The following is a 17,574-nucleotide window of genomic DNA, read 5'->3' on the forward strand; positions in this document are numbered from 1 at the left end:
GGCACGGGAAGAAAGGGTAGGCCGCCCGGTATCTGATGTACTAATATATCGGTATGCCGGAAAGCTACCTCGAGGACCGCACACCGTCAAGAAACTCCCCCGACCTCAGCGCCGATCTCCTCACCAGAGCCGCCCAGCTGGAGCCGCTTCCGCCCAGCTCCAACCGCCTGCTCCTCAGGGAGGAGATCTACGACCGCATTCGCGTGTGGATCGTGGAAGGCCATCTCCCGCCCGGAACGCGGGTTCGTGACAAGGACATCGCCGAAACGCTGAACGTCAGCCGTACGCCGGTGCGTGAGGCCATGCGCAGGCTCGAGGACGAAGGCTTGATCGTCGCGGAGGCGAGCCGCTGGACCAAGGTCGCGCCTGTCGACATCGGCGAGGCCGAGCGCATCTACCCGATCGTCTGGACACTCGAACGGCTCGCGGTGAGCATGACGGGTCACTGGAGCGGGGAACGTCTGCGCGGGCTGCGGGAGGCCAACGGCAGACTGGCAGCTGCCCTGGCGGTGAAGGACGCGCCGGCGGCGTCGAGGGCCGACACCGACTTCCACAGCCGCATCCTGGAGGCGACGGCGAATCCCGAGCTGATCGCGATCATCCGCGACTTGAAGACCCGGCTGCGCCGAATCGAGATCACCTATTTCCACGGGAGCACCACGATGGAGCCTTCGGTGGCCGAACACGAGCGGATCATCGCGGCGCTCGAGGCCGGCGACCTCGAAGCCGCCGGAGAAGAGATCGAGCACAACTGGCGGGCCAGCTTCGCGCGGCTGCGCGAGCGCAGGGCCGAGGGCACGGGGAGTCTTTGATCGTGGTTGTACCGGACTCGCTGGCCGCCTCCCACGTGCCGGTGGATGCCCGTCGCGCCCGGCTGACCGCCCCGTGGCGGGTGGACGGGGACGGGGATCACATGAACCTCCAGATCGTCCTCGACGGCGCGGCACTGGCATGGGACGCCGGATCCCCCGAGAGGCGGGCCGTTCTCCGGCGCGGCGACATCCTCGTGTCGCCGGCCGGCAGCGCCTACACGTCCACTCATTCCCCCACGGAGTCCGACAGCCTGGTGCTCACGGCCAGGTACCGGACGCTGGGCGGCTCACCGGCCCCGGCCGCGGTCGAGCTGCCGCCGCTTGTGATCGTTCCGGCCGATCCGAACCGGTGCGGAGGGCTGGCGGCGGCCGTGAACCTCCTCGCGGCGGAGACCGTCTCCCATCCCACGGCGAACCCTGTCGTGCTGAGGGCCATGCAGACGCTGCTGATCCTCGCCTTTCGCGCCTGGACCCGTGAGGGGTCCGGGAGCGTGGGACGTCACCGGACCTCGGGAGATCCCCTGGTGGAGCGGATCATCCAGGCGTTCCACGACGACCCGGCCCGCGACTGGACGCTGGCGGATCTCGCCCGGAGCCTCTCGGTGTCTCGCGCCACCCTGACGAGACGGTTCGCCGCGGGGCTCGGGGAGGGTCCGCTCAGCCATCTGACCCGGCTCCGGATGGCCCTCGCGGCGGAAAGACTCCGCGAGACCGACATCCCGATCAAGGTGATCGCCAGAAGTGTCGGCTACACCTCGCCCTACGCCTTCAGCCGGGCTTTCACTCGCATGTACGGCATCGCACCCGAGCTGGTCCGCCGGCGGCATCGCCGTACGGCCGGCGAACTCGTGGCGAACTGAGATGAGGCGATCGGGCATCTACTTGCGCCTTCCGGCCATTTATCGGCGCGATCCGCCCTCCTAGCTTGGGGCGCATGAACCCGTACACCATCACCGTCTTCGGCGCGACCGGCAAGACGGGACGCCACGTCCTCCGGCAGGCGGCCGCACGGGGATGGCGCGTGAGAGCGGCCGGCAGACGTCCACTGGAGCACGGGGAATGGACCTCCTTCGACTGGGACGAGGAGGACACCTGGACGCGCGCGTCCACCGGTAGCGACGCCGCCTACGTCGTGATCCCGTACCGTCACCCCGGTGCGCCCGAGAAAGCACCACGACTGCTGGAGTCCATCGCGGCGGCCGGCGTGGGCCGGATCGTCCTGCTCTCCACGCTCGACGCCGAGAACGCTCCGGACTCGGACCCGTCGCGGGCGGCGGAACTGGCCCTGCAGCGCCTCCCTGTCGCCTCGGCGATCCTGCGGCCGACATGGTTCATGGACAATTTCACGGTCGGGTCGTTCGCCGCCATGACGGACGCGGGAGAGATCAGGCTGCCGGCCGGCGAAGGGCGGATTCCCTTCGTGGACGCGCGAGACATCGCCGCAGTCGCAGTGGCCGCCCTCGGCCCCGGCGGGCCTTCGGGAGTGATGCCCATCACCGGCCCCGAGCAGCTCACCCATCACGACGTCGCCGACGCCCTCGCCAAGGGCTTGGGCAAGCCGGTTCGCTACACCCACGTCGAGCCGGACGAGTTCATCGAGCTGATGATCTCCAGGGGGTTCACGCGGGAATACGGCGTGTTCCTGGCCAACGCGCTCTCCGACGTCGCCAGTGGGCGGCTTTCCATCCCCGTCAGCGACACGGTCGCCAGGTGGGCCGGGCGCGCTCCGTACACCATTCACGATTTCGCCCGCGGGCACGAACGCCGGCGACTTCCTTAGACCTGGAGAAACCCGTCATGGGCGATCTTCTTTTGCGCGGTGGCCGGCCATGGGGGATGCCCCGGCCCGCCGACATCTGGATCCGCGATGATCGGATCCAGAACGTCGGCGAGCAGCTGACGGTGCCCGGCGCCGACGTTCTGGACATCCATGGGCACGTGGTGCTTCCCGGACTGGTGGACGCTCACTGCCATCTGGACAAGACCCTGTACGGCGGGCCGTGGGTGCCGCACTCCGCCGACGACACGTTGGCCGGCCGCATGGCCAACGACCTCCGGCGAAGGTCCGAGCTGGGCATACCCAGCACCGAGCGGATCACCGCGTTGCTGAGGCGGATGAGCGCCTGCGGAACCACGCATGTGCGAACCCATACCGACATCGACCCCGAGGTGGGTCTTCGCGGTGTGGAGGCCGTCCAGGAGGCGGCGGCACAGGTGCCGGTCGAGGTGCAGCAGGTGGCGTTCCCCCAGCATGGTCTCCTCACCCGTCCAGGTACGGCGGAACTGCTGGAAGAGGCGCTGAAGGCGGGAGTGCGCGCGGTGGGCGGCATCGACCCCGCGGGGATCGACGGCGACCCGGTCCGCCACCTCGATGTGATCTTCGGCATGGCCGAGCGGCACGGCGCCCACGTCGACATCCACCTGCACGATCCCGGCACACTCGGCGCCTGGGAGCTGGGGCTCATCATCGAACGGACGCGGACCCTCGGCCTGGCCGGCCGCGTCACGGTGAGTCATGCCTATGCTTTCGGGCAGATCGGCGAGGCGGAGCAACGCAGGCTCGCCGATGGGCTCGCCGAGGCCGGGATAGCCATCGCAACGGCAGCCGTGTACAGCTTCCCGGTGCCACCCGTGAAGACGCTGCGCCAAGCCGGGGTGACGGTCGCCTGCGGCCACGACGGCATCCGCGACCTCTGGGGCCCGTACGGCGGCGGCGACATGCTCGAGCGTGCCATGCACCTGGCCTATCGCAGCACGTTCCGCCGCGATGAGGACATCGAGCTCGCGTTGAGCGCCGCGACCTACGGCGGGGCGGCCGCGCTCGGCCTCCCCGACTACGGTCTGGCTCCAGGGTGCCGTGCCGACCTCGTGGCCGTCGCCGCGTCATGCCCGGCGGAGGCGGTCGTCACCCGACCTCCCCGTTCCTGGGTGATCCGCGATGGCGTGGTGGTTCATTCCTCATGACATAGTCGTGCGATCGGTTGACGGGCAGGTCTCATACCGGACGCCGCTCGGCGCGGTCCACGGACCGGCGGCTCAAGACAACGGTCAGCCTCACACGAACCCTCAGGGACCAACGGCGCGTCGCGCGGGAGGCAAGACGAGGTGAAGCCTCTGTGAAAGCGTGCCCTCCTAAGATCTCCAGCCGGCGTGGTCGTCCGGTCACGCCGCACCGGAGACAAGGGACACGATGAGGAACAGACTGTTAAGAGGCATCGTCGCGCTCGCGGCAATGTCGATGTTCGCCCTGGCCGGCACGGGAACCGCGGCCGCGGACGATCACGAGGTCCAGCCCTTGCTCATCGGCGGGGACCCGGCCACCGAGGAGTACCGGTTCGCCGCCGCGTTGCTGTACAAGGACCAGGGCAGTCGGCCGACCCCGCTCCGCTGCGGCGGCGCGCTGATCGATCCGAAATGGGTCATCACCGCGGCGCACTGCGTCGCGGGACGCAACCCGACCGACTTCAAGGTGAGCGTCGGTTCAAACGATTACCTGGGCGGCGCGATGATTGACGTGGCAAAGTTCATGGTCCACCCGTATTGGAATAACCCGGACGAAACGAGTGCGGGCGACATCGCGTTGATCAAGCTGGCGGCGCCGTCGACGGAGCAGCCGATCACCAGCTTCCGGCCCCCCATCCCCGAGACCACGGTGCGGATGATCGGCTGGGGCAGGACGGTCGCCGGCGACCCGGCCTCGATACCGCGGCAGATCTTGCAGCTCGACACAAAGCTGCTGTCGCCCTCGGAGTGCTACTTCGGCGACGAGTTCGACGCGACGCCGGGAGACCTCTGCGTCGAACGCGCGAAGAGCGACACCGCGGGCGCGTGCAACGGCGACTCCGGCAGCCCGCTGCTGCTGCAGGTCGACGGCCAGTGGCGGATCATCGGCGTCGACAGCCGCAGCGGCGGCGATTCCTGCCTCGCAACCGACGAGGTCTACACCTCTACCGCGCATTACTGGCCGTGGGTCACGAGCATGATCGGCGCCGATCGGACGTCTTGACCAGACGCCGTCCCGTCTGAGGCCCGCTTCTCACGGCCGGCATGGGCGGGCGTGGGTGTCGCTTCTCGTCCGAGAAGCGACACCCCGCCATCCGCGGACCATGCTGCGTCTAGCCGATCCTCGACCCGGGATCAGGAGGCGGAGTGCAGGAAATCGAGTTCCAGCTGCGCAACGACCGCCAAGAGATTCTCATCGACGGCATCCCGCTGCTCGACCTCGTGCGTGCGGCGGAGCTCCCATACGCGCGAGAAGAGCAGCTCGAACGCGCCGAGGAGTTCGCGCCTGAACCCGCGCCCCTGCTGGCCGGCGAATACAGCTACTTCCTGGGGCGCTGGACCGGCTGGCCGACCCGGCACTACCTGGGCGAGCCTGTGGAGGTGACCTACGACCAGGAAAACGACCGGAAGGCCGAAGGCATCGCCGTACACGAATCTCACTTCGGGATGGCGTCTCCTGCCGGCATGCCTCGGGAGGTGTCGCACGCCGTGACCTGGGTGGGCTGCTTGTCCGAGCCCGCGCGCACACCGCGACAAGCCATGCGGCTCATCGCTCTACCTCCTTGGTCGGGACGTACGGAAGATCGGCGGGTCTCGGTGAGCGTTGACATGGCCGGTCCGCAAACCGGTCGTCAAGGGCTGTGCCGTCCAGGTGATGCGGGCGCCAGCCGGGTCGCGTTGGCGGCCGCCCACGCGGCGAATCCGGCGATGACGAGGCCGCAGACGATGTCGGCGACGACGTGGGTCTGCCGCCACCAGACCATGGCGAACGCGCCCGGGACGATGTAGTGGGCCAAGCCGACCAGCCCCGAGAGCGAGTATCCGGCGAGCGCGATCGCCGAAGCGACGATGCGGCGGCGCGACCACAGCCAGACTCCGAGCGCGCCGCTGGCGGTGAACACGAACCACGAGGCCCCCACCACCGTCGCCGACGGTACGGGGACCGGACTGCCGGGGCCTGGCATCGGATAGTCGTGGTAGTTCATGTAGTTGTCGATGTAGTGCACCACCGACACCGCCACTGCCAGGGCCAGCGCCACGAAGAGGAACCTGGTCGCCCGGGAGTACACGGGGTTCGTCACGCCACTTGTCCTTTCCGTCACCGCTCCCACGGTGACCGACTGCTCGCTACGCTACCGGCCCCGGCACGGGGTTCTCGCGGCGCCTGGCACGGCGCGCCCCGGCCAGCAGCAGGACGTTCGCGAGCAGGAGGATCGGCCAGGGCGTGAGAACCATGATCACGGCGTCGACCACGGTCAAGATCCCCAGCGTCCACGCGATGAACGGCGGCGGCGCGATGCCCCGGCGGTTCAGCCACACGACCATCAGGCCGATCAGGATGAGCGGCGGGCCGAAGCTGGCCAGGCTCAGCCAGTACGCGCTGTTGGCCGGGCTCATCGCGGCCAGGTCCTCTCCCCACAGCTGCCCGCTGAACCATGCCCCGGCGTGGCGCGCGGCGCCTTCCACCGTCAGGGCGCCAAGCGTGTGCGCTGCGCCGTACAACACCATGATCCAGCCGGCCCATTTGATCATCTGAGCTATCCGTTCTCGCGGCGAACCCGCCCGGGGCGGCTTCGCGTCCTTGCTTGGTCAGGCGTTCGCGGCCGTGGGATTGACGAGGTCCCGCGGGAAGCCCGGCCGCCTCCGTGACGTCTCGGCGACCATGGCAGGGAAAGCCATGGCACTGTCTCTTAAGTTATACGATGGCGTATAAAGGCAGGTTAGCTCGTTATACGGTTCCGTACAATGGGTCGGGAAGTGAGGTGCTTCACACGATGGGCGCGTTGCGCACGCCGCGCGAGAAGTGGGTCGAGGCCGGGCTGCGGGCGCTGGCCGACGGCGGCGTCGACGCCGTGCGTATCGAGGCCCTGGCCAAGGCGCTCGGGGTCACCAAAGGCGGTTTCTACGGCTACTTCGCCGACCGCGGCGCCCTGCTGGAGGCAATGCTGGACGCCTGGGAACGCGAGAGCGTCGACGACGTCCTCGACCGGATCGAGCAGGAGCCCGGCGACGCGCTGGACAAGGTCCGGCTGGCCGGGCGGCTCACCTTCTCCGACGACCGCCTGCTGCCCATCGACCTGGCCGTGCGCGACTGGGCCCGCCGCGACCCGGCGGTCGCCGAGCGCCTGCGCCGCGTGGACAACCGGCGCATGCAGCTGCTGCGGGACGCGATCAGCACGTTCTGCGCCGACCCCGACGAGGTCGAGGCCCGCAGCCTGCTCGCCTTCTGCATGGCCATCGGCAGCCACTTCCTCGCCGCCGACCATCCGGGCCGCAGCCGCGCCCAGGTGATGGCCCGCGCCAGCGGTCTCATCCTCAACCGTTCGCATGGCGACCCCGGCCAATGACCATCCTCCCTCGGACGTCCGGGCCCGCCGTGAACCAGTCGGGAGGCGGTCAGCCGGTACGGAAGGGTGTCGGCGTGCCGGTGCGTCGATCGCCGTCCACAGCGTGAACAAGCCGCCCAGGGAACTGCCGACGAAAGCCGCCTGTGGCAGTCCGAGCGCGTCCAAAGTCCTCGTCAGCACACCGACCGCCAGGTCGCGAACGGGTCCGTCCTGCCAGCGGTACGGCGCTGCGAGACCGTGGCCGGGCAGGTCGAGCGGCAGATGACGGTACCCGGGCAGCTGGGCGATGAGAGGGGCGAAACCCATGGCCGGAGCCGAAATCCCGTTCACGTAGATCACCGGTGGGCCCGAGCCTGTGGCCAGCACGCGCAGCCGAACCGGCGGATCGTCGAGCACGATGGTGTGCTCGGTCATCGTCAGTCCGTAGGTGGCGCAGACGCGGCGTTCCGCCGCCCGGATCCGTTCCCTGAGCCTGGTGGAAACTCTCATGAACCCACCGTCACCGCCGGTGTGCGCCGATGTCTTGGACAAATGTCCCGACCGGGCACAAGCTCGCCTGACACATCGCGGTCCAGCCGGCGAGGGCTGAGTCGTGGACGCCTGCCTCCTGCGCCGCTTTCCCCGCGCGGACGGCCGGCCTCGGGCACGGCGTCCCCGGCGGGGGAAGGGGCACACCGGCGGGGATATGCTCGCGTGCATGCCAGCCGACACCGTGCCGACGTCGCCGCGCCACGGCGCCTGGGAGGTGGCGGTCCCCGCCGAGGGGCGCGCGCTGCCGGGGGTCACGATGGTCGGCTTCCGCGATCGCTCCGGCGGGACGTTCGAGGAGCGCGTTCTCCCCGGTCCGGCGATCGCCATCGTGATCGACTGCGCCCCCGGCAGCCTGGAACCCTGCGGAAGCGGCGCGGTCGAGGGCGGCATCGTCGCCGGCATCTCCCCTGCGGCAGCCCGGCTGGCCGGGCGCGCCGTGGACTGCCTCGAACTGCAGGTGGATGTGCTGGCGGCGGCGGGCCTGCTCGGCGTGCCGCCGGCGGAGCTGAACGGCGCGCCGCTGGACCTGGCCGAGCTCTGGGGGCGGGAGGCCGGCCGGCTGCGCGCGCGGCTGATCGAGGCGCCCTCCTGGGAGGACCGGTTCGCGCTGGTCCGCGAGGCGCTGGGGCGGCGCAGCCGTTCCTCGTTCCGCATCGACCCCGAGGTGGCCGACGCCTGGCGGCACATCACGGCCGGCCACGGGCGGGTGCCGATCGGCGACCTGCCCGGCCGGTACGGCTGGAGCCGTACCCGGTTCTGGAACCGGTTCAAGTCGCAAATCGGCGTCACGCCGAAACGGGCGGCGATGATCGTCCGATTCGACCGGGCGCTGCGCCGGCTCGGCACGACCGCCAGCGTCGCCGAGGTCGCCGCGGAGATCGGCTATGCCGACCAGTCCCACCTGCACCGCGAGGTGCTCAAGTTCACCGGCCGCACCCCGGGCGCGATCGCCGCCGACCCGCTGTGGACGGTCGACAGCACAGCTTGGACGCTGGCGCGCGCCGCCTGAACATTCATCCAAGACGGCGGCCGCGGTGCCGGGGCACGCTGCCCGCATGACATCGCTGACCAAAAGACCGGCGCACCGGCCGGGACGCACCCCGCCGGGCATGCGCCTGCCGCGGCGCCGCCGAATCGCCATCGACTCGGACCACGCTTCCGGCGAGGAAATCGCGGAGCGCAGGGACGTCCACGCCTTCCTCGAAAGCCGGCCGGGCGGGGAAGGCGCCGCGACATGAGCCACGAGACATGGGCGATCGAAACCCGCGGCCTGGTCAAGGTCTTCGGCGCCCACCGGGCGGTCGGCGGCGTCGACCTCTCGGTGCCCGCGGGCTGCGTCTACTCCGTGCTGGGGCCCAACGGGGCGGGCAAGACGACCCTGATCCGGATGATCGCCACCCTGCTCCGTCCCGACGGCGGCACCGCCCGCGTGCTGGGCCACGACGTCACGACGGAGGCGGCACGGGTCAGGGCACGGCTCGCCCTCACCGGGCAGTTCGCCTCCCTCGACGAGGACCTGACCGGCCTGGAGAACCTCACCCTGCTCGCCCGCCTGCGCGGGCACCGGGGCAGGGCGGCCGGGAAGCGCGCCGGGGACCTGCTGGAGGCCTTCAGCCTGAGCGAGGCCGCCAAGCGGGCGGTGAAGACCTACTCCGGCGGCATGCGGCGCCGGCTGGACATCGCCGCCTCCCTGGTGGTCCGCCCCGACCTGCTGATCCTCGACGAGCCGACGACCGGCCTGGACCCGCGCAGCCGCGGCCAGGTCTGGCAGAGCGTGCGAGCGCTCGTCGACGCCGGCGCCACCGTCTTGCTGACCACCCAATACCTGGAAGAGGCCGATCAGCTCGCCGACCGCATCGCCGTCCTCGACCACGGCCGCGTCATCGCCGAGGGCACGAGCAGCCGGCTCAAGGCGCTGGCCGGTGCGGCCGCGCTGCGCGTGCGGGTGGCCGACCGGGACGACCGTCCCGAGGCCGCCCGGCTGCTGGCGGCCCTGCTGGGCGCCGACCCGGTTCTGGAACCGGATCCCGTCGCGCTCACCCTGCGGGTGGACGAGCCGGCGGCGGCCGCCAAGGCGCTCGCGGCCGTCACCGAACGCGGACTCCGCATCGACGAGTACGCGCTGGCCCATCCGAGTCTGGACGAGGTGTTCCTCGCCCTCACCGGAAAGCCGGCCGACGGCCCCGCACCACGCCACGAGGAGGTACCGGCGTGACCGTCCACCAGGCGGCCGAACACCTGCCGTACGAGCTCGACACCCCGCTGATCTCCGCCGTCGCCGACGCGCCGCCGCCGGGCAGGGGCGCGGGCGCGCTGCGCGCCACGCTCACCTTCGCCTGGCGCGTCCTGCTCAAGATCAGGCATGTGCCCGAACAGCTCCTCGACGCCACGCTGTTCCCGATCATGTTCACGCTGATGTTCACGTTCGTGTTCGGCGGGGCGATGATCGGATCGCCGGAGGCGTACCTGCGCTACGCGCTGCCGGGCATCCTCGCCCAGACGGTCGTCTTCATGACGATGTACACGGCGGTGACCCTCAACACCGACATCGAGCGGGGCGTCTTCGACCGCTTCCGCTCGCAGCCCATCTGGCGTCCGGCGCCACTCGTCGGCGCGTTGCTGGGCGACACCCTGCGCTACAGCCTCGCCTCCGCGTTCGTGCTCGGCATCGCGGCGCTGATCGGGTATCGGGCGTCCGGCGGCCTCGGGGGCGTCGCCGGGGCGATCGCGTTGCTCCTGGTGTTCTGCTTCGCGTTGAGCTGGCTCTGGCTGATCGTCGGCCTCACCGTGCGGACCCCGGCCGCCGTCATGGGCGCGTCAACCATGATCCTCTTCCCGCTGACCTTCGTCAGCTCGGCTTTCGCGCCGCCGGCGACCATGCCGGGCTGGGTGCGGGAGTTCGTGACCGTCAACCCGGTCACGCTGCTCATCGAGGCGGCGCGCGGTCTGCTCGACGGCGTGCCCGACGCCGGGGACATCGCGCTGGTCCTGGCGCTGTCGGGGGTCATGACGGCCGTGTTCGCCCCGATCGCGCTGCGGCTCTACACCCGCAAGGTCTGAGCGGCTGTGGGGCGTCCGGCCGAGCCGTACCGCCGCGGACGAGTCGGGGCCCGCACCGGCGAAACGGTGCGAGCCCCGATGCCCGGATGGCCGAGAGGTCAGGCGGGAACGATGTTCTCGGCCTGCAGGCCCTTCTGGCCCTGCGTGACGTCGAAGGACACCCGCTGGCCCTCGTGCAGCTCCCGGTAACCGCCCTGGGAGACGATGTTGGAGTAGTGCGCGAAGACGTCGCCGGCGCCGCCGTCCTGCTCGATGAAGCCGAAGCCCTTTTCAGCGTTGAACCACTTCACGGTTCCAGTAGCCATGTCGATCTCCTCGATAGGCAGAGGTGGAATCCGCCCTGTGCGGATTCCTCGTCGGTGATGAGCCCATCCGGAAATGACCGGCAAACAAAAAACGCACCCGAAGGTCACAGCCCTCAGGTGCACCTAAAGTTCGTACGGGTTACCACAACGTCTGCGAGCCTAGCACACCCGGGAGACCGCGGTGTCCTACGGCTCCGAGCCATAGGCGGCCGGAGACACATATGGAGATGACGAGAATGACACCACGTTGGACCGGACTGACGATCGACTGCGCCGATCCGGAGCGGCTGGCGCAGTTCTGGAGCCTGCTGCTGCACCGACCGCGCAGCACGGAGATGGCCGGCGAGGGATGGGCCTCGGTCGGCTCCCGCCACGACGGCGTTCCCCGCCTGACGTTCCAGCGAGTCCCCGAGCCGAAGCTCGGAAAGGTGCGCCTGCACCTGGACGTCACCGTCCCCGACCTCGATGCGGCGCGCTCGGAGATCGAGCGACTCGGCGGGCGCTGGACGGGTGAGCGACACGACTACGACGAAGGCTCGGTCCTGATCATGCAGGACCCCGGGGGAAACGAGTTCTGCATCGTGTCCTACAAGGACAACACGACCTGAGCCGAACAGACGATCATGCGAAGGGCACGCTGCGGCAGGCCGCCCCGACGTCCTCCCAAGCCCCACGGAAAACATGACATAGGGTGTCCCGTTTTCCCGTCACGCTGGACCCATGATTGCTTTGGTAGCAGGCGCGACAAGGGCCACGGGCCGGGGAATAGCCGTCGAGCTGGGCGCGGCGGGCGCGACGGTCTACTGCACCGGCCGCACCACCAGGACGCAGCGGTCGGAGATGGACCGGCCGGAGACCATCGAGGAGACCGCCGAGCTGGTGACCGCGGCGGGCGGCGAGGGCATCGCCGTCCAGGTCGACCACCTGGACCGGGCGCAGGTCCGGGCCCTGGTCGAGCGCATCGACGCCGAGCAGGGACGGCTGGACGTGCTGGTCAACGACATCTGGGGCGGCGACCGGCTGACCGAGTGGGACGTGCCGGTGTGGCAGCACGATCTGGACAACGGCCTGCGCCTGCTCCGGCTGGCGATCGACACCCACCTCATCACCAGCCACTACGCGCTCCCGCTGATGATCAGGAACCCGGGCGGGCTGGTGGTGGAGGTGACTGACGGCACCAAGGAGTACAACGACGCCAATTACCGCCTCTCGGCTTTCTACGACCTGGCCAAGAGCGCGGTGATCAGGCTCGCGTTCGCGCAGGCGCAGGACCTGCGCAAGTACGGCTGCGCGGCGGTGGCGCTCACGCCCGGGTGGCTGCGGTCGGAGGCCATGCTGGAGGCCTTCGGCGTCACCGAGGAGAACTGGCGCGACGCCACGGACAAGCAGCCGCACTTCGTGATCTCGGAGACACCGCGGTACACCGGCAGGGCGGTGGCCGCGCTGGCGGCCGACGCCGACAAGATGCGCTGGACCGGCCAGAGCCTGTCCAGCGGGCAGCTGGCGCAGGTGTACGGTTTCACCGACCTGGACGGAAGCAGGCCGGATGCGTGGCGTTACATCGCCGAGGTGGAGAGCCAGGGCAAGCCGGCCGATGCCACGGGATATCGCTGACCGGCCCAGCACCGGCCCAGCACCGGCCCAGCACCGCCAGCATCGGCCTGGTTAGGAGCCGCCGCCGTACAGCCGGGACAGGCGGCTCACGGCCTGGACCACCAGGTCGCGCAGCCGCGCCGGCTCCAGCACCTCCGCCTCCGGCCCGAATCGCAGGACCTGGCCGTAGGCCACCTCCACCGACTCCACCCGCAGCCGCACGACCCCGTCGGCCGTCAACGAGGCGAGCGCGTCGTCCAGGGCCGCCGGGTCGGCGATGTGGCGGAGCAGGCGCACGCCCATCGGGCTGAGCCGCAACGTCACCGTCTCGCGCAGCAGCGAGCGGCTGAAGCGCGCCGACTGCTCGGCCCAGAACGCGGCCAGCTGGAACTCCCGATCACGCGCGAAGCGCCGTTCGTGCGCCACCTCGACCAGCTCGAACCGGTCCACCCGGAAGATGAGGAACCGCTCCCCGGCCCTGGCCGCCAGGTACCACACCCCAGCCTTCAGCACCAGCCCGTAGGGCTCCAGCACGCGCTCCCGGTCCCGGTAACGGGTCCGCACCGGGTGGTCGCCCCACACGGCCCTGGCCAGGGGAGCCAGCGACGGTGGCGGAGGGTCGCCGGGCGCGAACCATCCGGGGGCGTCCAGGTGGAACCGCTGCGCGGCGGACGACGGCGCGTCGCGCAACGCGGGCGACAAGGCGGCCGACGCCTTCAGCCGGGCCGTCGCCGCCGCCTCGGCCAGGCCCATCTCGCGCAGCGACGTCTCGGGCACCCCCGACAGGAACAGCGCCTCCGCCTCCGCCCGGTCCAGCCCGGTCAGCCGGGTGCGGTAGCCGTCGAGCAGGCGGTAGCCGCCCCCGCGTCCGCGGTCCGCGTGGACCGGGACGCCCGCCTCCGACAGGGCCAGGACGTCGCGGTGGATCGTGCGTTCGGAGACCTCGAGCTCGCGTGCCAGCTCGGCGGCGGTCATCCCGCCCCGCGCCTGCAAGAGCAGGATCAAGGAAACCAGTCGTGAAGCACGCATCAGGTCATCCAGATAAGCACGAAGTCCGCGCAAGCACTCGCCACGCTACGTCCCGTGGGCTCCGGCCTGGTGCCCTCGATGGGCGGCGTCGGGGACTGCTATGACAGGCCCGGCCTCCCTACCGCGCAACCGGCATGGCTCCGCGCCTGTGTCCGGCTAATGTCCGGTTGCTTGCCTGGACTGATCTCCACACTCGGGCGACAGTGGCGCATAGATGATCTGGAAGGTCCACGGGCAAACCATGATTGTCATGCACCGGAGGCGAAGTCAGGGTGATGTCTTTCGACAGGGTGACGAAGGTCCGTCTGGACAGGCTTGTGATCGGCACACAACAGGCGCGCAGCCGAGAAGTAGAGGACGACATCGCCGAGCTGGCGGACAATATTCGAGTCCACGGTCAGCTGGAGCCTATTATCGTCACCCCGTCAGAGGACAGAGACGGATATTACGAGATCCTGGCCGGGCAACGGCGTTGGCTCGCAATGCGCAGGTTGGGCGCGCGAGACATCCTGGCTGCGATCGTCGAGGAGAGGCCGGACGACGACGTCGCGAAGGCTCTGTCCATCAGCGAGAATCTCGTGCGACGCGATCTGTGCACGCTGGATCTCATAGACGCCTGCACCAGGCTCTATCACAAGTACGGATCAATCAAAGCCGTCGCCGAGACGTTCGGGCTTCCCTATGGCAGGGTCCGAAAATATGTCAAGTTCGACCGGCTCAGGCCCACGTTGAAAGCGCTCGTCGAGAGCGGTGAGATAGACCTCGGGGCGGCGCTCAGAATCCAGGATCATTACGGGGACAAACCCCTCGGCGATCAGGAGCTCCGGCAGATCGCGGCTGCTATGGCGGGCATGTCCGCCGCTCAGCAGATGGACTATCTTCGAACGGCCGAAGTCACAGCCCACCAGATGCCCGCGGCCGACGGCGGGAACGGGAAGCGCAGACCTGGAGCCGTGAAACAGATCATCGTCACCTTGAGCATCGCCGACCTGGAGGCGCTTCGCGCATGGGCCCGTGCGAAGAACCTCACTCAAGATCGTGCCGGGGCTCGCATCATCGCGGCCTTTCTGCGGAGTTCAGCGAACCAGTCCGCCATGGCCAACGGCCATCAGGAGCGTGGCACAGCGCTCCGGCCGGCCGATGACTTTAAGACCAACCTCGACTGACTTTAAGACCAACCTCGACGAGATGTGACCGGCCGACCCGTAGGTCGCCGAAGTCCCGTGATGCCGATCCCTTGGCACCCGGGGGCGGCGTGGACCTTCAGGCGTCACCCCGGATCCGCGCGCTGATCCCGAGCAGCTTCTGCAGGTGGTCGGCCGCCATGAGGAGCTCCTCGTCCCTGAGGAGGAGGACCGTCCCCGACGGCATCACCACGGCCTTGGCCGTACCACGGCGGGCTTGTCCGGGCTCGTTGAGCCAGATCCCGATCGAGGCACTGGTGGCTCCCGCCTGGCGCTGTCGCAGAGAGTACTCGCTTTGCACGTCTTCGAGGTTGGTGAAGTCCTCGATGTTCGCGAAGGGAATCTCGAGCTGCGCGATCTCAGCAAGACGGACATGCGGTTCGCCGAAGGCGCCGTCCAGCCCCAGCTTCGGGCCGAACCTCGCGAAATAGAGCAGTGTGTGCGCGGCGTCGATCCCGCCGACGAAAGGCCGGTCATCCGCGGCCCGCTTCAGGGCGGACCGTCGTTCGTGGCCGACGTGCCCGTCGTCGTCGCCCGGCCAGTGGTCCGTCTGTCCCTGCCGGTCCCGCCAGGGCAGCCAGCGCTGGATGTCCTGGGTCGGCGGGAGCGGGAGTATCTCGGCGCCGAACTCTTCCGGGCGCTTGGCCACGATCGAGCCCGGAGTCAGCACGAACGCGCCGATCGCGGCGAGCGCCCAGTGGTCTCGGTGTTCGATGAGGAAGTCGTAGGTTTGCCGTGCCTCGTCCGGCCGCTCCGTGGGAAACCCGGTGAACCCCATCATCTGCACGCCGATCCGATGGTCTGCCAGGTGCGCCAGGATCGCCGGAACCTGGGCCAGGTCGACTCCCTTGTCGATCAGATCCAGCACCCGCTGCGATCCCGATTCGTAACCAAATGAAATGGCCACACATCCGGCGTTCCTCAGCTGCCGTGCCATGTCCCGCTTGGGGAAGGTTCGTTCCAGCCGCAGCTCGGCGCTCCATCGAAGGTGCAGGCGGGAGCCGGCCATCGCGTCGCAGAGTTGGCGGAGGTATCGCGGCGACATGGCGTCCACGGAGAAGTAGACGCTCCGGCCGATGTCGGCGATCTTTCGCAGATCCTCGAGCACCATCGCGACCGGCCGCTCCCGGGACGGGGAGGTCGGGCGGTCGAGATTCAACCCGTAGTCGCAGAACGTGCATTTGTTCCAGTAGCAGCCGCGGGTGGGGCTGTAGAGGACGACGGGCTCCGGCGACCAGTAGGAGTCCCACTGCCACACGTCATAAGCCGGTGCCGGCAGCTCCGCGACGTCCTCATAGTGGATGGGCGGCGTCTGCGGAGCCTCGCCACGCCTCAAGATTCCAGGGATCCCGCCGAAGTCACGGCCGTCTCTGACGGCGCTCAGGATGCCGCAGAACGCTGATTCGCCTTCCCCTGGGACGATGATGTCCGCATCGCGGAAGAGCTCCCAATAGTCGCCCGGCCGGCGGGCCAGCCGCACGTCGTCGCACACCTCGGTGCCGCCGAACACGATGACCGCGTCGGGAATGGCCGCTCGCGTCTGTCTCGCCAGGCGTAGCGCGGCGGGGAGCTGGCCGGTGAAGCTGACCGAGAATCCGACGACCCGCCACGGGCGTTCCCGGATGACGTCGGCGAACGGTCCGGTGATGTACGGGTCGAACGGCGCGGTCAGCCGGTCGATGAGCGCGGGATCGCAGAGGTCCTGATATGAGGACAGGTTGACGGTGCCGCCGGGCATGACGCTGAAATCGGCTATGGACTTCGGCACGCCCTCGAGGCAGAGCAGTTCCTGCCAGAGCTTCATCACCATGACCGCCTGCCGGTAGGTGGGATAGTGATAGAAGGATTCGGCGTTTCTGAAGACCTGGATCGCTTCGCGCACTGAATCGGCGGTGAGAGTCTCGGCGGCGAGTGCCGCTCTATAAGTGAGTTCATCCAGCCGGGTAAGGCGCGAAAGCGCTTCGATGCGCGTCCTGGTCTTCGCCGCGCCGTCCAGCAGAGCGCCCACCCGGTGCGGATGCGCGAGGTGGTTGAGCGCATCGATATTCGCGTCGACGCATCGCTCGCCGGTGAAGCCGGCTGCCCTGGCGGCCCCCACCAGATAGGAGATCGAATGGTAGGGCTGAGTGGGGTCGGTCAGCGGTGGATTGATGAGCAGATAGGGCAGGTCACTCGGCCGGCGCCTCGTCCGGCGAACCGTCGGGGTCTCGGCGATGAAGATGGCCATCCCTGCCTCCCAGGCACACAGGACGCTTCCGCAATGCCGGCAGCCTACCCCGGCGCCCTGCCGGCGAAAGCAGTCCGGAGCCGGCCGTTCTTAAAATTCAGAAGCTTCTTCTTAAGAACATCCTCCGCATTTTAAGAATCCGGCCGAGTACTGTTCTGGACGACCGTGACGCTCACGCTTACCGTGGGTTTCGTTCGATAGTCCGGAAAGACCAAAGAGAGGAGTCAGGAATGTCCGACGACCCCCTTGCGCCCCTTCGCGCGGCAGGATTGGACAGGCTTCCCGAAGCGCAGCGAGCGGTCTTCGAACAGCTGACCCCGGAGGAAATGGCCGTCGTGAGCTCCATCCAAGAACGTCTGAACGCCGCGGCGCCGGACGTCGAAGGGCAGGGCAACTTGATCAATTCCCTCTGCTGATCTATAGGCACCGGTCCGCCGGGTGGTCCGGCGGACCGGGCCACCCGGATGCCGGATGAGGAGGAAA

20 protein-coding genes and 1 pseudogene are annotated in these 17,574 nt (G+C 69.0%); 14 read left to right on the top strand and 7 right to left on the bottom strand.

The genetic code is table 11. The features are described from left to right. The first annotated feature begins 53 nt into the window (after window positions 1–53). From BSB02_RS32730 to BSB02_RS32750, 5 genes are all read left to right on the top strand, one after another. Window positions 54–812, top strand: coding sequence for a GntR family transcriptional regulator (locus tag BSB02_RS32730; RefSeq protein ID WP_084964857.1), 759 nt, complete (start codon window positions 54–56; stop codon window positions 810–812). A gap of 2 nt (window positions 813–814) precedes the next feature. Then, window positions 815–1,672: a helix-turn-helix domain-containing protein gene (locus BSB02_RS32735; protein WP_143591441.1), complete on the top strand. Its 858-nt coding sequence runs from the start codon at window positions 815–817 to the stop codon at window positions 1,670–1,672. Window positions 1,673–1,746: 74 nt separating this feature from the next. Next, window positions 1,747–2,592 carry an NmrA family NAD(P)-binding protein gene (locus BSB02_RS32740; protein ID WP_084964859.1) on the top strand — a complete coding sequence of 282 codons (846 nt, stop codon included), beginning with the start codon at window positions 1,747–1,749 and terminating at the stop codon, window positions 2,590–2,592. A 17-nt stretch (window positions 2,593–2,609) separates the two neighbouring features. Beyond that, window positions 2,610–3,776, top strand: coding sequence for an amidohydrolase (locus BSB02_RS32745; protein ID WP_084964860.1), 1,167 nt, complete (start codon window positions 2,610–2,612; stop codon window positions 3,774–3,776). Between the two features lie 226 nt (window positions 3,777–4,002). Beyond that, window positions 4,003–4,818: a S1 family peptidase gene (locus tag BSB02_RS32750; protein WP_084964861.1), complete on the top strand. Its 816-nt coding sequence runs from the start codon at window positions 4,003–4,005 to the stop codon at window positions 4,816–4,818. A 131-nt stretch (window positions 4,819–4,949) separates the two neighbouring features. On the opposite strand, the gene BSB02_RS32755 is transcribed toward BSB02_RS32750, so the two are convergent. The 3 genes from BSB02_RS32755 to BSB02_RS32765 all read right to left on the bottom strand — a co-directional run bounded on the left by BSB02_RS32755 (window position 4,950) and on the right by BSB02_RS32765 (window position 6,347). Continuing rightward, window positions 4,950–5,246: a hypothetical protein gene (locus BSB02_RS32755; protein ID WP_143591443.1), complete on the bottom strand. Its 297-nt coding sequence runs from the start codon at window positions 5,244–5,246 to the stop codon at window positions 4,950–4,952. Between the two features lie 200 nt (window positions 5,247–5,446). Then, the gene (locus BSB02_RS32760; protein WP_084964863.1) at window positions 5,447–5,896 is read right to left on the bottom strand and encodes a hypothetical protein; all 450 of its coding nucleotides are present in this window, start codon (window positions 5,894–5,896) and stop codon (window positions 5,447–5,449) included. 46 nt (window positions 5,897–5,942) lie between these two features. After that, on the bottom strand, window positions 5,943–6,347 hold the full coding sequence (locus BSB02_RS32765; protein ID WP_084964864.1) for a DUF6463 family protein: 405 nt from the start codon (window positions 6,345–6,347) through the stop codon (window positions 5,943–5,945). 230 nt (window positions 6,348–6,577) lie between these two features. Between BSB02_RS32765 and BSB02_RS32770 the strand changes: the two genes are divergently transcribed. Next, window positions 6,578–7,162, top strand: coding sequence for a TetR/AcrR family transcriptional regulator (locus BSB02_RS32770; RefSeq protein ID WP_240506854.1), 585 nt, complete (start codon window positions 6,578–6,580; stop codon window positions 7,160–7,162). A gap of 87 nt (window positions 7,163–7,249) precedes the next feature. Here BSB02_RS32770 and BSB02_RS43700 read toward each other — a convergent pair. After that, window positions 7,250–7,861, bottom strand: a pseudogene (locus tag BSB02_RS43700) (alpha/beta fold hydrolase); the annotation flags it as partial. On the opposite strand from BSB02_RS43700, the gene BSB02_RS42625 reads away from it, so the two are divergent. From BSB02_RS42625 to BSB02_RS32785, 4 genes are read left to right on the top strand one after another with little or no spacing between them, the layout of a single operon-like run. Continuing rightward, on the top strand, window positions 7,860–8,702 hold the full coding sequence (locus tag BSB02_RS42625) for a helix-turn-helix domain-containing protein (RefSeq protein WP_143591445.1): 843 nt from the start codon (window positions 7,860–7,862) through the stop codon (window positions 8,700–8,702). The pseudogene BSB02_RS43700 and the gene BSB02_RS42625 overlap by 2 nt on opposite strands. Before the next feature lie 46 nt (window positions 8,703–8,748). After that, window positions 8,749–8,931 (top strand): hypothetical protein, encoded by a 183-nt coding sequence (locus BSB02_RS40100; RefSeq protein ID WP_143591447.1) that lies wholly within the window; start codon window positions 8,749–8,751, stop codon window positions 8,929–8,931. After that, window positions 8,928–9,908, top strand: coding sequence for an ATP-binding cassette domain-containing protein (locus BSB02_RS32780; protein WP_084964867.1), 981 nt, complete (start codon window positions 8,928–8,930; stop codon window positions 9,906–9,908). The genes BSB02_RS40100 and BSB02_RS32780 overlap by 4 nt, the downstream gene beginning before the upstream one ends. After that, the gene (locus tag BSB02_RS32785) at window positions 9,905–10,753 is read left to right on the top strand and encodes an ABC transporter permease (protein WP_206185017.1); all 849 of its coding nucleotides are present in this window, start codon (window positions 9,905–9,907) and stop codon (window positions 10,751–10,753) included. The genes BSB02_RS32780 and BSB02_RS32785 overlap by 4 nt, the downstream gene beginning before the upstream one ends. Before the next feature lie 98 nt (window positions 10,754–10,851). Here BSB02_RS32785 and BSB02_RS32790 read toward each other — a convergent pair whose 3' ends face one another. Then, window positions 10,852–11,058, bottom strand: a complete 207-nt coding sequence (locus BSB02_RS32790; RefSeq protein WP_084964868.1) for a cold-shock protein — start codon at window positions 11,056–11,058, stop codon at window positions 10,852–10,854. Between the two features lie 236 nt (window positions 11,059–11,294). Here BSB02_RS32790 and BSB02_RS32795 point away from each other — a divergent pair, with 236 nt between their 5' ends. Both BSB02_RS32795 and BSB02_RS32800 read left to right on the top strand, forming a co-directional pair. After that, window positions 11,295–11,666, top strand: a complete 372-nt coding sequence (locus BSB02_RS32795) for a VOC family protein (protein WP_084964869.1) — start codon at window positions 11,295–11,297, stop codon at window positions 11,664–11,666. A 112-nt stretch (window positions 11,667–11,778) separates the two neighbouring features. After that, the gene (locus BSB02_RS32800; protein WP_084964870.1) at window positions 11,779–12,672 is read left to right on the top strand and encodes an SDR family oxidoreductase; all 894 of its coding nucleotides are present in this window, start codon (window positions 11,779–11,781) and stop codon (window positions 12,670–12,672) included. A gap of 51 nt (window positions 12,673–12,723) precedes the next feature. Here BSB02_RS32800 and BSB02_RS32805 read toward each other — a convergent pair whose 3' ends face one another. Continuing rightward, window positions 12,724–13,656, bottom strand: coding sequence for a helix-turn-helix transcriptional regulator (locus BSB02_RS32805; RefSeq protein ID WP_338064365.1), 933 nt, complete (start codon window positions 13,654–13,656; stop codon window positions 12,724–12,726). A 299-nt stretch (window positions 13,657–13,955) separates the two neighbouring features. Between BSB02_RS32805 and BSB02_RS32810 the strand changes: the two genes are divergently transcribed. Next, window positions 13,956–14,846, top strand: a complete 891-nt coding sequence (locus tag BSB02_RS32810) for a ParB/RepB/Spo0J family partition protein (RefSeq protein WP_084964872.1) — start codon at window positions 13,956–13,958, stop codon at window positions 14,844–14,846. 97 nt (window positions 14,847–14,943) lie between these two features. Here the strand turns inward: BSB02_RS32810 and BSB02_RS32815 are convergent, their stop codons facing one another. Beyond that, window positions 14,944–17,091, bottom strand: a complete 2,148-nt coding sequence (locus tag BSB02_RS32815) for a B12-binding domain-containing radical SAM protein (protein WP_084964873.1) — start codon at window positions 17,089–17,091, stop codon at window positions 14,944–14,946. Window positions 17,092–17,321: 230 nt separating this feature from the next. Here BSB02_RS32815 and BSB02_RS32820 point away from each other — a divergent pair, with 230 nt between their 5' ends. Then, window positions 17,322–17,507: an aroma-sacti cluster domain-containing protein gene (locus BSB02_RS32820; protein ID WP_084964874.1), complete on the top strand. Its 186-nt coding sequence runs from the start codon at window positions 17,322–17,324 to the stop codon at window positions 17,505–17,507. Window positions 17,508–17,574: the final 67 nt, after the last annotated feature.

The sequence above is a fragment of the Thermoactinospora rubra genome (genome assembly GCF_002093975.1).
Lineage (GTDB): Bacteria > Actinomycetota > Actinomycetes > Streptosporangiales > Streptosporangiaceae > Nonomuraea > Nonomuraea rubra_A.

Bases quoted from the DNA above. Each gene is read 5' to 3' on its own strand.
- BSB02_RS32730 (WP_084964857.1), top strand. From the start codon at position 54: ATGCCGGAAAGCTACCTCGAGGACCGCACACCGTCAAGAAACTCCCCC.
- BSB02_RS32740 (WP_084964859.1), top strand. From the start codon at position 1,747: ATGAACCCGTACACCATCACCGTCTTCGGCGCGACCGGCAAGACGGGA.
- BSB02_RS32745 (WP_084964860.1), top strand. From the start codon at position 2,610: ATGGGCGATCTTCTTTTGCGCGGTGGCCGGCCATGGGGGATGCCCCGG.
- BSB02_RS32750 (WP_084964861.1), top strand. From the start codon at position 4,003: ATGAGGAACAGACTGTTAAGAGGCATCGTCGCGCTCGCGGCAATGTCG.
- BSB02_RS32765 (WP_084964864.1), bottom strand. From the start codon at position 6,347: ATGATCAAATGGGCCGGCTGGATCATGGTGTTGTACGGCGCAGCGCAC.
- BSB02_RS42625 (WP_143591445.1), top strand. From the start codon at position 7,860: ATGCCAGCCGACACCGTGCCGACGTCGCCGCGCCACGGCGCCTGGGAG.
- BSB02_RS40100 (WP_143591447.1), top strand. From the start codon at position 8,749: ATGACATCGCTGACCAAAAGACCGGCGCACCGGCCGGGACGCACCCCG.
- BSB02_RS32780 (WP_084964867.1), top strand. From the start codon at position 8,928: ATGAGCCACGAGACATGGGCGATCGAAACCCGCGGCCTGGTCAAGGTC.
- BSB02_RS32790 (WP_084964868.1), bottom strand. From the start codon at position 11,058: ATGGCTACTGGAACCGTGAAGTGGTTCAACGCTGAAAAGGGCTTCGGC.
- BSB02_RS32795 (WP_084964869.1), top strand. From the start codon at position 11,295: ATGACACCACGTTGGACCGGACTGACGATCGACTGCGCCGATCCGGAG.
- BSB02_RS32800 (WP_084964870.1), top strand. From the start codon at position 11,779: ATGATTGCTTTGGTAGCAGGCGCGACAAGGGCCACGGGCCGGGGAATA.
- BSB02_RS32810 (WP_084964872.1), top strand. From the start codon at position 13,956: ATGTCTTTCGACAGGGTGACGAAGGTCCGTCTGGACAGGCTTGTGATC.
- BSB02_RS32815 (WP_084964873.1), bottom strand. From the start codon at position 17,091: ATGGCCATCTTCATCGCCGAGACCCCGACGGTTCGCCGGACGAGGCGC.
- BSB02_RS32820 (WP_084964874.1), top strand. From the start codon at position 17,322: ATGTCCGACGACCCCCTTGCGCCCCTTCGCGCGGCAGGATTGGACAGG.